Here is a 14,327-nt window from a genome sequence, read left to right on the forward strand (position 1 = left end):
CCCACAAGGACTGCGCCGCCCTTAGGCATGCGCGGTCCCTGTGGGAGCGGGCTTGCCCGCGAAGGGTCGCAAAGCGGCCCCAAAATGCCAGATCAGTCAGCCAGACGCCAGGTAGTCGCGCCCTTGCTGTCCTCCAGCACCACGCCCATGGCCGTGATCTGATCACGAATCCGATCAGACTCCGCCCAGTTCTTGTCAGCACGTGCCTGCAGACGCGCCTGAATCAACGCCTCCACCTGCGCCGCATCGACCTTGCCTTCGGCACCGGCACGCAGGAAGTCATCCGCCTCCAGCTGCAACACGCCCAACACATCGCCCAGCTCACGCAGACGACCGGCCAGGCCAGCGGCGGCCTGCGGATCGCTGTCGCGCAGGCGGTTGATTTCGCGCACCAGGTCGAACAGCACCGCACAGGCTTCCGGCGTACCGAAGTCGTCGTTCATCGCCACGCTGAAGCGCTCGACGAACTCTTCACCACCGGCCGCAGCCACCCGCGGCAAGCCGCGCAGGGCGTGGTAGAAACGCTCCAGGGCGCCCTTGGCATCGCGCAGGCTGTCTTCGGAGTAGTTGATCGCACTGCGGTAGTGACTGGCCACCAGCAGGTAGCGCACCACTTCCGGATGGTACTTCTCGAGCACGTCGCGGATGGTGAAGAAGTTGTTCAACGACTTGGACATCTTCTCGCCGTTGATACGGATCATGCCGCAGTGCATCCAGGCGTTGGCATACTGCTTGCCGGTGGCCGCTTCGCTCTGGGCGATCTCGTTCTCGTGATGCGGGAACTCCAGGTCGCTGCCGCCACCGTGGATGTCGAAGCTCTCGCCCAGGCAGCAGGTGGACATCACCGAGCACTCGATGTGCCAGCCTGGACGACCCGGGCCCCATGGCGACTCCCAGCTCGGCTCGCCGGGCTTGACGCCCTTCCACAGGACGAAGTCGAGCGGGTCTTGCTTGGCCTCGTCGACTTCGATGCGCGCGCCAATGCGCAGGTCTTCGATCTTCTTGCGCGACAGCTTGCCGTAACCGACGAACTTGCCGACCCGGTAGTACACGTCGCCGTTACCCGGCGCGTAGGCATAGCCCTTGTCGATCAGGGTCTGGATCATGGCGTGCATGCCGGCGATGTGGTCGGTGGCACGTGGCTCTTGATCGGGCGGCAAGATGTTCAGGCGCCGCTCATCTTCGTGCATCGCGTCGATCATGCGGGCGGTCAGCGCATCGAAGGTCTCGCCGTTCTCGTTGGCGCGGTTGATGATCTTGTCGTCGATGTCGGTGATGTTGCGCACGTAGGTCAGGTCGTAGCCGCTTTTACGCAGCCAACGGGTGACCAGGTCGAACGCCACCATGCTGCGGCCGTGGCCCAGGTGGCAGTAGTCGTAGACGGTCATGCCGCAGACGTACATGCGCACCTTGTTGCCATCGAGCGGCTTGAAGGCTTCCTTGGTCTTGCTCAGCGTGTTGTAGATATTAAGCACGGCGATTCCTTAGCTACCCCAGGAGTCACGCAGGGTGACGGTGCGGTTGAACACCGGGCGGCCCGGCTGGGTGTCTTTCAGGTCGGCGCAGAAGTAGCCTTCGCGCTCGAACTGGAAACGGTCTTCAGGCTGGGCGTTGCCCAGGGAAGGTTCCGCACGACAACCGGTCAGCACCTGCAGCGAGTCTGGATTGATGTTGTCCAGGAAGCTGCCGCCCTCCTCGGTCTTCTCCGGGTTGGCCGAGCGGAACAGGCGATCGTACAGGCGTACTTCGCATTCGACGCTGGTGGCGGCCGGCACCCAGTGGATCACGCCCTTGACCTTGCGCCCCTCGGGGTTCTTGCCCAGGGTGTCGGGGTCGTACGAGCAGCGCAGTTCGACGATGTTGCCTGCTGCGTCCTTGATCGCCTCGTCGGCGCGAATCACGTAGCTGCCGCGCAGGCGCACTTCACCGTTTGGCTCAAGGCGCTTGTAGCCTTTTGGCGGCTCTTCCATGAAGTCGTCACGGTCGATGTACAGCTCACGGGCGAACGGCAGTACGCGCACGCCCATGTCTTCTTTGGGGTGACGTGGCAGCTCGAGGTTTTCCACCTGGCCTTCTGGATAGTTGCTGATCACCACCTTCAGCGGACGCAGCACGCACATGGCGCGTGGCGCATTGCGGTCGAGGTCGTCACGGATGCTGAACTCGAGCATGTTCATGTCGACCACGCCGTCGGAGCGGTTGGTGCCGATCATTTCGCAGAAGTTGCGGATCGATGCCGGGGTGTAGCCGCGACGGCGGAAGCCCGACAGAGTCGACATGCGCGGGTCGTCCCAGCCATGCACGTGCTGCTCGTCGACCAGCTGCTTGAGCTTGCGCTTGGAAGTAATGGTGTAGTTCAGGTTCAACCGGCTGAATTCGTACTGGCGCGGATGGGCCGGCACCGGCAGGTGGTCCAGGAACCAGTCGTACAGTGGACGATGACCTTCGAACTCCAGGGTGCAGATCGAGTGGGTGATGCCCTCGATCGCGTCCGACTGGCCGTGGGTGAAGTCGTAGTTGGGGTAGATGCACCACTTGTCACCGGTCTGGTGGTGGTGGGCATGACGGATGCGGTAGAGGATCGGGTCGCGCAGGTTCATGTTCGGCGAGGCCATGTCGATCTTGGCCCGCAGCACCCGCTCGCCGTCCTTGAACTCGCCGGCCTTCATGCGCGCGAACAGGTCGAGGTTTTCCTCGACGCTACGCTCGCGGAACGGGCTGTTCTTGCCAGGCTCGGTCAGGTTGCCCCGGTACTCCTTGGCCTGCTCAGGCGTCAGGTCGCAGACATAGGCGTTACCCGCCTTGATCAGCGCTACGGCCCAGTCGTGCAATTGGTCGAAATACTGCGAGGCGTAACGCACCGGACCTGCCCACTCGAAGCCCAGCCACTTGACATCATCCTGGATGGCGTCGATGTATTCCTGGTCTTCCTTGGCCGGGTTGGTGTCGTCGAAACGCAGGTGGCAGACGCCGCCGAACTCTTTGGCCAGGCCAAAGTTGACGCAAATCGACTTGGCATGGCCGATGTGCAGGTAGCCGTTAGGCTCCGGCGGGAAGCGGGTGACGATTTGCGTGTGCTTGCCCGAGTCCAGGTCGGCCTGGACGATCGGCCGCAGGAAGTTCGCAGGGACGGCGGGAGCGCCTTTGGCAGCGGCGTTGGGCGCGTTGTCGGCAGTGGGCTTGCTCATAGGATCCTTGAATGCACGTATTCGGCCTGGGTAGGCCTATTGAATCAAAGGGCCTATCATAGCCGAAGCAGTCAAGCTGCTGACAGCCGGACACCGACAAAGTGGCACGATTTATCGCAGTGTTTATCGCGACGGTGTAGCGTAATCCGGCAAAATGGCCGCCGCGCACTTGTGTCGCGCTCGCCCGATCCTGCGTCAGGTGACAATATGCGCACCTGTGCACCCTATTTCCAAAATGCCTTGATAGAGCGAATTTCAGCATGTCCAAAGTCAAATTGAGCACCAACCACGGCGACATCGTCCTGCAACTGGATGCCGAAAAGGCCCCGCTGACCGTTGCCAACTTCCTGGAATACGTCAAAGCAGGCCACTACAGCAACACCGTGTTCCACCGTGTGATCAAGGGCTTCATGATCCAGGGCGGCGGTTTCGAACCAGGCATGAACGAAAAACGCGACAAGAAGCCAAGCATCCAGAACGAAGCCGACAACGGCCTGAAGAACGACAAGTACACCATCGCCATGGCCCGTACCATGGAGCCGCATTCGGCCTCCGCGCAGTTCTTCATCAATGCCTCGAACAACGACTTCCTCAACCACAGCGGCAAGAACGTGCAGGGCTGGGGCTACGCCGTGTTCGGTAAAGTGACCGAAGGCCAGGACGTGGTCGACAAGATCGAAGGCGTTGCCACCGGTTCCAAGGCCGGCCACCAGGACGTGCCGAAAGACGACGTGATCATCGAGAAAGCCGAGATCATTGAGTGATTCTGCTGATCTCTGATCTGCACCTGCAAGAAGAACGCCCGGACATTTCCCGGGCGTTTGTTGATCTGCTCGAAGGCCGTGCGCGTCACGCCAAGGCGCTGTACATCCTGGGCGACTTCTTTGAAGCCTGGATCGGCGATGACGCCATGAGCCCTTTCCAGCAGTCGATCTGCCAGGCCTTGCGCCAGCTCAGCGACGCTGGAACGGCGATCTACCTGATGCACGGCAACCGCGACTTTCTGCTTGGCCAGGACTTCTGCAAGGCCGCTGGCGCCACGCTGCTGGACGACCCTTGCGTGGTCGAGCTGGGTGGCGAGCCCGTACTGCTGATGCACGGCGATACCTTGTGCACCCGCGACCTGGGCTACATGAAGCTGCGCCGCTACCTGCGCAACCCGCTGAGCCTGTGGATCCTGCGGCACCTGCCGCTGTCCACCCGGCAAAAGCTGGCGCGCAAGCTGCGTAGCGAAAGCCAGTCGCAATCGCGCATGAAAAACACCGAGATCGTCGACGTTACCCCTGAGCAAGTGCCCCTGGTGATGGCTGCGCACGGCGTGCGTACGCTGGTGCATGGGCATACCCACCGGCCGGCGATTCACAAGCTGGTGGTCGATGGTCAGCCAGCACGGCGTATCGTGCTCGGCGACTGGGACCGCCGCGGCTGGGCGTTGCAGGTCGATGAACAGGGCTTCCAGCTGGCCCCGTTCGACTTCAACTGATCTGCTTCTCACTGCTCAGCCCTGGCGTGATTGGCGGCCTGCCCGCGAACACGCCAGGGCTGATGCAATTCAAATGGATGCAAACGGCACATTGCTGCCCTGCAACTGCACGCGAACAAATCCTTCCTATACTGCACCTGGCGTCCTTGCAGTGCCGACCGCCCATTCAATGCAATACCTCCCATAACAACAAGCGAGGTGGCAGATGGTTTGGCAGCAGATCTACGATCCGTTCGGGAGCCCCTGGCTCTCCACCCTCATGGCCGCAGTCCCCGTCGTGGTGATGCTGGCGGCACTGGCGTTCTTCCACATCAAAGCGCATATCGCCGCCCTGCTCGCCCTGGCGTCGGCCTTGCTGATTTCCATCCTGGCGTTCGACATGCCCGCCAACATGGCAGGTTCTGCGGCGTTGTACGGCGCGGCCAACGGCCTGCTGCCCATCGGCTGGATCGTGCTCAACATCATCTTCCTGCACCGCCTGACCACCGAAAACGGCTCGTTCAAGGTGCTGCAGGACTCGCTCGCACGCATCACTGACGACCGTCGCCTGCAGTTGTTGCTGATCGCGTTCTGCTTCGGCGCCTTCTTCGAAGGAGCGGCGGGCTTTGGCACACCGGTGGCGGTGACCGGGGCGATCCTGATCGGCCTGGGCTTTTCGCCCCTGGCCGCCTCGGGCCTGGCGCTGATCGCCAACACCGCGCCCGTCGCCTTCGGCGCCCTGGGCACGCCGATCATCACCCTGGCCAAGGTCACCGGTCTGGATGAAATGGAGCTGTCGATGATGGTCGGTCGACAGTTGCCGTTCTTCTCGGTGATCGTGCCGTTCTGGTTGATCTGGGCGTTTGCCGGCTGGCGCAAGACGATCGAAATATGGCCGGCGATTCTGGTGGCCGGGGTCAGCTTTGCCATTCCGCAGTTTCTGGTGTCGAACTACCACGGGCCAATGCTGGTGGATGTGATCGCCGCACTGATCTCCATGGCCTGCCTGACCGGCTTTTTGCGGGTGTGGAAACCGGCCACGGTGCACACCTCTGCTGCCCTCACCGGGCGGGTGGACAATTCCAAGGTCGAAGCCGACCCCAAGGCGCCTGCTGGCGATACCCTGGCCTTCAGCCAGTCGGACCGGCGCACGGTGCTGCGGGCGTGGATGCCTTGGATCATCCTCACGGTATTCGTCTTCGCCTGGGGCACGGCCAGCTTCAAGAACCTGTTCGATACCCGCCCCGCGCTGGACCCTGCTACAGGCGTGGTGATGATGGACCCGCAGGGCAAGCCGCTGCGTGAAGCCAACCCAATCTTCGCCCCGAGCATCACGTTCGAGGCCATCCACCAGCAGATCGAAAAAGTCCCGCCTGTTGTGCCCACGCCGAAAAAAGAGGACGCGGTGTACAAGTTCACCTGGCTGACCTCGACCGGTAGCGGGATCTTGCTGGCGGCGATTCTCGGCGGCCTGCTGATGGGCTACTCGCCGCTAGCCCTGGCCAAGCAGTACCTGCGCACGATCTGGGTGGTGCGTTATTCGCTGATCACCATCGTCGCGATGCTCGCCCTGGGGTTTCTCACGCGCTACTCAGGGCTGGATGCGACCATGGGCCTGGCGTTTGCCGCCACCGGCATTTTCTACCCGATGTTCGGCACCCTGCTGGGCTGGCTGGGGGTCGCCCTGACCGGCTCGGACACCGCCTCCAACGTGCTGTTCGGCGGGCTGCAGCGGGTGACCGCCGAGCAACTTGGCCTGAGCCCGGTACTGATGGCTGCGGCCAACAGCTCGGGTGGGGTGATGGGCAAGATGGTCGATGCGCAGTCGATCGTGGTCGCCTCCACCGCGACCCGCTGGTATGGGCATGAAGGCGAGATCCTGCGCTATGTGTTCTTCCACTCGGTGATCCTGGCGATTCTGGTCGGCGGCCTGGTGACCTTGCAGGCGTACGTGGCGCCGTTCACGGCGATGGTGGTCGGCGGCGGCTGAAAGTCTGGGTAAAATGCCGATTTATCCGTAGAGGATCCTGCAATGGACCTGCAGTTTCTGGGCACCTCCTCCGGGGTGCCCACCAAGGCCCGCAATGTCAGCGCCACGGCCGTGATCGAGGCATCCGGCAAAGGCTGGTACCTGGTCGATTGCGGCGAAGGCACGCAACACCAGCTGCTGCACACCCCACTGTCGATGCGCGATCTGCGCGCCATTTTCATCACCCATGTGCATGGCGATCACTGCTATGGCCTGCCAGGTTTGCTGGCCAGTGCCGGCATGTCTGGGCGCAGCGAACCACTGCCGATGATCCTGCCGCTGGCCTTGCACGACTGGCTACGCCAAAGCCTGGCCGTGAGCCAGACCTACCTGCCCTTCGAGCTGCACTTGCAGGCTGTGGAAACCCTCCAGCACTGGAGCAGCGCCCAGCTGCAGGTGAGCACCGTCGAGCTGTCGCACCGGGTGCCCAGTTATGGCTTCGTGTTTAGCGAAATCAATCCCGAGCCGCGCCTGGATACCGACAAGCTGCTAGCCGATGGCATTGCCCGTGGGCCGCTGTGGGGTGAGCTGGCCCAGGGCCGCTCGATCGAGCACGCCGGCCAACAGCTCGCTGCGCAGGATTACTTGAAGCCCTCGCGCCCGCCACGACGCGTCATCGTCTGTGGCGACAACGATTCACCGAACCTGTTGGCCGAAGTGGCCAAAGGTGCCGATGTACTGGTACATGAAGCGACCTTCACCCAGCCCATCCTGGCGCGTGCACAGTCGAACTTTGGCCATAGCACTGCCGCCGCTGTCGCACAGTTCGCCCACGCTGCGGGGGTGCCGAACCTGGTGCTGACGCACTTCAGTGCCCGCTACCAGGACAATCCGCAGCGCAGCCCCTCGATCGATGATGTGCGTGCCGAGGCGTTGGCCCATTACAGCGGGCAGCTGATCCTGGCGCGGGATCTACAGCGTTACCACCTGGACCGGGAAGGCCGACTGCAGCCGATAGCCAGCCTTTGAGGGGCCTCGCTAACAGCCACGACCACCAAGGGCCGCAACGCGGCCCCTGATCTGCTTACTCATTCACACTCAAAGCGCGCGCCGCTCTTTCGCTGCGGCCACGCGTCGCCAGGCAGTAATACAGCGGGCACGTCACCAACAAGCCAAATAACCAGGACAGGTCCGCCCCTTCCACCAGGTTCGAATACGGCCCGACATACAGCGCGGTATTGGCAAACGGCAACTGCACCAGGATCCCGCAGGCGTAGGCAATGATCGCGTGCGGGTTGAACCGGCCATAGATCCCACCATCGGCGCGGAAGATCGAGGCGATGTCATACACGCCCTTCTTGATCAGGTAGAAGTCGATCAGGTTGATCGAAGCCCACGGCACCAGCACCAGCAGCAACGCCAGGATCAAGCCGATGAACTGGCCAATGAAATCCGCCGACGCGTTCAACGCGACCAGGCCACAACCGAGCAGAATCACCGCTGCGAGGACTACCCGCAGCTTGATGCTCGGCGTCCACTGCGCCACGAAGGTCTGGATCGCGGTGACGATCGACAGCACCGCGCCATACAGGTTGAGGGCGTTGTGGCTGATGATGTTGAGCAGGAACAGCACCATCAGAATCGGCCCCAGCCAGCCTGTGGCCTGCTCGACCGCAGCCATGGCGTCGGTGCCTTCCGGCACGCACAGCACGGCAATGGCACCAAAGCTGAAGCACAGGATGGTGCCCAGGGTGGCCCCCAGGTAAGTGGCCCAGAACGGCTTGGCGATCCCGATTTCACGCGGCAGGTAGCGCGAATAGTCGGAGGTGTAAGGCGAGAAGCTGATCTGCCAGATGGTGCCCAGCGACACCGTGGCGATAAAGCCCGACAGATTGAAGCTGCCCCGGCTGAAGAAGTCTGCCGGCAGGTCCTGGATGAACATCATGGCGAAGCCAGCCAACAGCGCCGAGCCCATCACCCAAGTGCCGATGCGGTTGAGGGTATGAATGAAGCGATAGCCAATCACGCCAATCGCCGTAGCGCTCAAGGCGCCGATGACGATGGCCGTCGGCATCGGTACGCTGGGGGCAATGCCATGGATCGACTTGCCAGCCAGGACAATGTTGGAAATGAAGAAGCCGATGTAGATCAGCGCGGTGAAGAACACGATCAGCAACGCGCCATAACGGCCGAACTGGCCACGGCTCTGGACCATCTGCGGAATGCCCAGCTGCGGCCCCTGCGCAGAAGCCAGGGCGATGACCACCCCGCCCAGCATGTGGCCAAGCACAATTGCAATCAGCCCCCACAGCAGGTTCAAGTGGAACACCTGGACCACCATGGCACCGGTGACGATAGGCAGGGGTGCAATGTTGGTGCTGAACCAGAGGGTGAACAGGTCGCGCGCCTTCCCATGGCGCTCGGCAGGTGGGACGTAATCGACCGTGTGATTCTCGACAAACTGGTGTTGCGACGACGGTTGGGACATAGGATTTCAGCTCGAAAGGGTCGTTTTTTATCGTTGTAGGAAACCGCTCTGGGCGGCCTCTCAGCTGCGGACCATATTATGGTATTCCAAACTTTTGACAACACTGCACCGCCCGAAAATAACCTAACTGATCCGGTTCAGCAGCCCACCGGCAGAGCGTGATTCTTTGGCTAAGCCACGTTTTACGCGGCCTTGCGCCGCTCATCGTGATTTTCACCAGGCGGAAAATTCCGCTTGCAAATCGAGTATTACGGTATACCATCAGACACATCAACGATAAAAAGCGGACCACCGCTACCCCTGCGAAGAGGATCACTTCATGATCGACGCAACCGTCTACAAGAACGTTTTGGGTTCCTTCCCTTCCGGCGTCACTGTCATCACCACCCTGGACGACGACGGCCAGATCGTCGGCCTGACCGCCAGTGCCTTTTCCTCGCTGTCGATGGACCCGCCACTGGTGCTGTTCTGCCCCAACTACAGCTCCGACTCCTACCCGGTACTGATGCAGAAAAAGCGCTTTGCCATTCACCTGCTTTCCGGTGAACAGCAGGCCGAAGCCTATGCCTTCGCCAAAAAAGGCAAGGACAAGGCCGCCGATATCGAGTGGACCTTGAGCGAGCTGGGCAACCCGCTGCTGGCCAATGCCACCGCCATCATCGAATGCGAGCTGTGGCGTGAATATGAAGGTGGCGACCACGCCATCATGGTTGGCAAAGTGCAGAACCTGATCGTCCCCGAGCAAGCGCCACTGCCGATGATCTACTGCCGCGGCAAGATGGCCAGCCTGCCCGCCTTCGCCTGAGCGCACCTATCCTGTCGATGGGTGCCGGGCGCGCCCGTCGTGGTTTCTGGCGCCTGCCCAGGCAGGCGCGACATTCAAGCTTCGAGGAAAGCCCCATGAAATTTTCGTTGTTCGTGCACATGGAACGTTGGGATGAACAGGTCAGCCACCGCCAGCTGTTCGAAGACCTCACCGAACTGACCCTGATGGCCGAGGACGGCGGTTTCAGCACCGTGTGGATCGGCGAACACCACGCCATGGAATACACCATCTCGCCCAGCCCGATGCCATTGCTGGCGTACCTGGCGGCGCGCACCGAAAACATCCGCCTGGGCGCCGGCACCATCATCGCGCCGTTCTGGAACCCGATCCGGGTAGCCGGTGAATGCGCCCTGCTCGATGTGATCAGCAACGGTCGGATGGAAGTCGGCCTGGCCCGTGGCGCCTACCAGTTCGAGTTCGACCGCATGGCCAACGGCATGCCGGCTACCGACGGCGGCAAGGCCCTGCGCGAGATGGTCCCGGCGGTGCGCGAACTGTGGAAAGGCGACTATGCCTTTGAAGGTGAGGTGTACAAGTTCCCCACCTCCACCAGCGTGCCCAAGCCGGTACAGAAAGGCATGCCGCCGATGTGGATCGCCGCACGCGATCCGGATTCGCACAACTTTGCCGTGAAAAACGGTTGCAACGTCATGGTCACCCCGCTGATGAAGGGTGACGAAGAAGTGCTGGACTTGAAGAACAAGTTCCAGGCCGCGCTGGACAACAACCCGGACGTGCCGCGCCCGCAGTTGATGGTGCTGCGCCACACCCACGTGCACAGCCCGGCGGAGCCAGACGGCTGGAAGATCGGCGCCCAAGCCATCTCGCGCTTCTACCGCACCTTCGATGCCTGGTTCGGCAACAAGACCACCCCGGTCAATGGCTTCCTTGAGCCGAGCCCGGAGTCGAAATTCGCCGAAGTGCCCGCGTTCGAGCTGGAAAACATTCGCAAGAACACCATGATCGGCACGCCTGAAGAAATCATCGCGCGGATCAAGTACTACCAGGAACTGGGCGTCGACGAGTTCAGCTTCTGGTGTGACAACAGCCTGCCGCATGCCGAGAAGAAGAAGTCGCTGGAGCTGTTCATCAAGGAAGTGGTGCCGGCGTTCAACTGAATTCCCATTGCCTGATTGATTGCGGGAAGCGCCCGCTCCGGCTGCTGCAGGAGCGGGCATTTTTTTGCGTGCTTGGCGCAGCAAGGTGGCAGCGGCGGTGGACTTTTCGCGGGCAAGCCCGCTCCCCCTGGGCCCGCGCGCTATCCCTGTGGGAGGGGGCTTGCCCGCGAAAAGGCTCAAGCCGACAGAGCACCTTTCATCTTCTGGGCAGAGAAATTTCCGACCACCTCTTGCACTACAAATATTATGGTATACCATCAGACAACAAGACCTGATAACCCTTCACAGGAGCTGCCCATGAGTTTCGAAATCCGCAAGATCGTCACCTACTCCGAAGAGACCCGCATCGAAGGCGGCAAGGCCACCGACAAACCGGTGACCATGGTCGGCCTGGCCGTGGTGATCAAGAACCCGTGGGCTGGCCGCGGGTTCGTTGAAGATCTGAAGCCGGAAATCCGCGCCAACTGCTCCGAGCTGGGTGCACTGATGGTCGAGCGCCTGACCGCTGCCATCGGCGGTGCCGACAAGATCGAGGCCTACGGCAAGGCGGCGGTGGTCGGCGCCGACGGCGAAATCGAACACGCCTCGGCGGTGATCCACACCCTGCGCTTTGGCAACCACTACCGCGAAGCGGTCCAGGCCAAGAGCTACCTGAGCTTCACCAACAAGCGCGGTGGCCCTGGCACCTCGATCCAGATCCCGATGATGCAAAAGGACGACGAAGGCCTGCGCTCGCACTACATCACCCTGGAAATGCAGATCGAAGACGCACCGCGCGCCGACGAAATCGTCGTGGTCCTGGGCGCCGCTGACGGCGGTCGCCTGCACCCGCGCATCGGCAACCGCTATATCGACCTGGAAGAACTGGCCGCCGAGAAGGCCAACGCTCAATAACAACAACCAGAAGCGCTGGGGCATTGCCTGCAAGCCCCGGCCTTCAAGGAGCGCCCCACCATGATTCAGCCTGTTGCTGAACGTACACCGGCCGGGACCAGTTACCTGAGCCAAGGCCAGGGCCAGCCTGTGGTGCTGATCCACGGCGTGGGCCTGAACAAGGAAATGTGGGGTGGGCAGTTCGTCGGCCTGGCCAACGACTACCGAGTCATCGCCTACGACATGCTCGGCCACGGCCAGAGCCACCTGCCTGCCGCTGACACACCGCTGGAAGGCTACGCCGCGCAATTGGCCGAATTGCTCGATCATTTGCAGATTACTCAAGCCACCGTGATCGGTTTTTCCATGGGTGGCCTGGTCGCCCGCGCCTTTGCCCTGAACTACCCGCAGCGATTGTCCGCGCTGGTAGTGCTCAATAGCGTCTTCAACCGCACCCCAGAGCAGAGCGCAGGGGTTATCGCCCGCGCCGCCCAGGCGGCTGAACAAGGGCCGGACGCCAACGTCGATGCCGCCCTGGACCGCTGGTTCAGCCGCGAATACAAGGCCGCCAACCCGGCCCAGGTCGCGGCGATTCGCCAGGTCCTGGCCAGCAACGACCCCCAGGGTTACCACACCACATACTCGCTGTTCGCCACCCAGGACATGTATCGCGCAGACGACCTGGGCACGATCCAGGTACCGACCCTGATCGCTACCGGCGAGCTCGACCAAGGTTCGACCCCGGCCATGACCCGCCAGCTCGCCGCGCGCATTCCCGGTGCGCACAGCGTGGTCCTCGCCGAACAACGGCATATGATGCCGGTAGAAGCGCCGCGCGAAGTCAACAAGATGCTGCTGGACTTCCTCAGGCAAGCCCGCACCCTCACCGAATCCGCCAAGGGGATTGTTGCATGACCCTCGTTCGTTTCCAGATGTGCATCGACGGCCAATGGCGCGATGCCCAGAGCGGCAAGACCTTCGACAGCCTCGATCCGGCGACCGCCCAGGCCTGGGCGCAACTGCCCGATGCCGATGAAGGCGACGTCGAACTGGCCGTACAAGCAGCCCAGCGCGCCTTCGACAGTCAAACCTGGCGTGGCCTTAGCGCCACGGCACGGGGCAAGCTGCTGCGCCGCCTGGGTGACTTGATTGCCGAAAACAAAGAGCACCTGGCCCAGCTGGAAAGCCGCGATAACGGCAAGCTGATCCGCGAAACCCGCGGCCAGGTCGGTTATCTGCCAGAGTTCTTCCACTACACCGCAGGCCTGGCCGACAAGCTCGAAGGCGGCACCCTGCCGCTGGATAAACCCGACCTGTTCGCCTACACCGTGCACGAGCCAATGGGCGTGGTTGCCGGGATCATTCCCTGGAACAGCCCGCTGTACCTGACCGCGATCAAGCTGGCCCCGGCCCTGGCAGCCGGTAACACCATCGTCCTCAAGCCGTCCGAGCACGCCTCGGCGACCATCCTCGAGCTGGCCCGCCTGGCCCTGGAAGCCGGCTTCCCGCCGGGTGTGGTCAACGTGGTGACCGGTTACGGCCCAAGCACCGGCGCTGCCCTCACCCGCCACCCGCTGATCCGCAAGATCGCCTTCACAGGCGGCGCCGCCACAGCCCGTCACGTGGTGCGCAGCAGCGCCGAGAACTTCGCCAAGCTGTCGCTGGAGCTGGGCGGCAAGTCGCCGAACATCATCTTCGCCGACGCGGACCTGGACAGCGCCATCAATGGCGCCGTAGCCGGCATCTATGCCGCCTCCGGGCAAAGCTGCGTGGCCGGCTCGCGCTTGCTGGTGCAAGACGAGATCTTCGATGAATTCGTCGAGCGGCTGATCGAACGCGCCAAGCGCATCCGCATCGGCAACCCGCAGGACGAGCTCAGCGAAATGGGCCCGATGGCCACCGCCCAGCAACTGGCCGTGGTCGAAGGCCTGGTCGCGGCGGCCAACGCCGAGGGCGCCAAGCTGCGCATGGGCGGCAAGCGTGCCGAGGTCGAGGGTGAAGGCTGGTTCTATGAGCCGACCCTGTTCGAGTGCGACAGCAACTCGATGAAGATCATGCAGGAAGAGGTGTTCGGCCCGGTCGCGGCGGTGATTCGCTTCAAGACTGAGCAAGAGGCCTTGGCGATAGCCAACGACTCGCAGTTTGGCCTGGCCGCCGGCATCTGGACTCGCGACCTGGGCCGCGCCCACCGCCTGGCCCGCGATGTACGTTCAGGGATCATCTGGGTCAACACCTACCGCGCAGTCTCGGCCATGGCGCCGATTGGCGGCTTCAAGAACAGCGGCTATGGCCGCGAGAGCGGCATCGATTCGGTGCTCGCTTACACCGAGCTGAAGACTGTGTGGATCAACCTGTCCACCGCGCCGATGCCCGATCCTTTCGTGATGCGCTAAGAGGGCCTGC

The 14,327-nt window shown here is 62.4% G+C and carries 12 protein-coding genes; 9 read left to right on the top strand and 3 right to left on the bottom strand.

Annotated elements, in window-relative coordinates:
• Positions 1–92: 92 nt before the first annotated feature.
• Positions 93–1,475: a cysteine--tRNA ligase gene (gene cysS / locus AAZU54_RS00005; protein ID WP_186555264.1), complete on the bottom strand. Its 1,383-nt coding sequence runs from the start codon at positions 1,473–1,475 to the stop codon at positions 93–95.
• Between the two features lie 9 nt (positions 1,476–1,484).
• The gene (locus AAZU54_RS00010; protein ID WP_368973250.1) at positions 1,485–3,188 is read right to left on the bottom strand and encodes a glutamine--tRNA ligase/YqeY domain fusion protein; all 1,704 of its coding nucleotides are present in this window, start codon (positions 3,186–3,188) and stop codon (positions 1,485–1,487) included.
• A gap of 260 nt (positions 3,189–3,448) precedes the next feature.
• Here AAZU54_RS00010 and AAZU54_RS00015 point away from each other — a divergent pair, with 260 nt between their 5' ends.
• From AAZU54_RS00015 to AAZU54_RS00030, 4 genes are all read left to right on the top strand, one after another.
• Complete coding sequence (locus AAZU54_RS00015) at positions 3,449–3,952, top strand: peptidylprolyl isomerase (protein WP_186555262.1); 504 nt, start codon at positions 3,449–3,451, stop codon at positions 3,950–3,952.
• A complete protein-coding gene (locus AAZU54_RS00020; RefSeq protein WP_434726287.1) occupies positions 3,949–4,671 on the top strand; it encodes a UDP-2,3-diacylglucosamine diphosphatase in 723 nt (240 codons plus the stop codon). The genes AAZU54_RS00015 and AAZU54_RS00020 overlap by 4 nt, the downstream gene beginning before the upstream one ends.
• A 205-nt stretch (positions 4,672–4,876) precedes the next feature.
• Positions 4,877–6,640 carry an L-lactate permease gene (locus AAZU54_RS00025; RefSeq protein ID WP_434726288.1) on the top strand — a complete coding sequence of 588 codons (1,764 nt, stop codon included), beginning with the start codon at positions 4,877–4,879 and terminating at the stop codon, positions 6,638–6,640.
• A 42-nt stretch (positions 6,641–6,682) separates the two neighbouring features.
• Entirely contained in the window at positions 6,683–7,648 is a 966-nt protein-coding gene (locus AAZU54_RS00030) for a ribonuclease Z (RefSeq protein WP_312152734.1), read from the top strand.
• Positions 7,649–7,703: 55 nt separating this feature from the next.
• Here the strand turns inward: AAZU54_RS00030 and AAZU54_RS00035 are convergent, their stop codons facing one another.
• On the bottom strand, positions 7,704–9,107 hold the full coding sequence (locus AAZU54_RS00035) for a purine-cytosine permease family protein (RefSeq protein ID WP_312152732.1): 1,404 nt from the start codon (positions 9,105–9,107) through the stop codon (positions 7,704–7,706).
• A 319-nt stretch (positions 9,108–9,426) separates the two neighbouring features.
• Between AAZU54_RS00035 and AAZU54_RS00040 the strand changes: the two genes are divergently transcribed.
• The 5 genes from AAZU54_RS00040 to AAZU54_RS00060 all read left to right on the top strand — a co-directional run bounded on the left by AAZU54_RS00040 (position 9,427) and on the right by AAZU54_RS00060 (position 14,317).
• Positions 9,427–9,912 carry a flavin reductase family protein gene (locus AAZU54_RS00040; protein ID WP_434726289.1) on the top strand — a complete coding sequence of 162 codons (486 nt, stop codon included), beginning with the start codon at positions 9,427–9,429 and terminating at the stop codon, positions 9,910–9,912.
• A gap of 95 nt (positions 9,913–10,007) precedes the next feature.
• Complete coding sequence (locus tag AAZU54_RS00045; RefSeq protein ID WP_186555256.1) at positions 10,008–11,051, top strand: LLM class flavin-dependent oxidoreductase; 1,044 nt, start codon at positions 10,008–10,010, stop codon at positions 11,049–11,051.
• Between the two features lie 297 nt (positions 11,052–11,348).
• The gene (locus AAZU54_RS00050) at positions 11,349–11,945 is read left to right on the top strand and encodes an amino acid synthesis family protein (RefSeq protein WP_003256068.1); all 597 of its coding nucleotides are present in this window, start codon (positions 11,349–11,351) and stop codon (positions 11,943–11,945) included.
• Between the two features lie 60 nt (positions 11,946–12,005).
• Positions 12,006–12,839, top strand: a complete 834-nt coding sequence (locus tag AAZU54_RS00055) for an alpha/beta fold hydrolase (RefSeq protein WP_186555255.1) — start codon at positions 12,006–12,008, stop codon at positions 12,837–12,839.
• Positions 12,836–14,317 carry an aldehyde dehydrogenase gene (locus AAZU54_RS00060; protein WP_186555254.1) on the top strand — a complete coding sequence of 494 codons (1,482 nt, stop codon included), beginning with the start codon at positions 12,836–12,838 and terminating at the stop codon, positions 14,315–14,317. The genes AAZU54_RS00055 and AAZU54_RS00060 overlap by 4 nt, the downstream gene beginning before the upstream one ends.
• The last annotated feature ends 10 nt before the right edge of the window (positions 14,318–14,327 follow it).

This window comes from Pseudomonas sp. Je.1.5.c, from assembly GCF_051129895.1.
Lineage (GTDB): Bacteria > Pseudomonadota > Gammaproteobacteria > Pseudomonadales > Pseudomonadaceae > Aquipseudomonas > Aquipseudomonas urmiensis.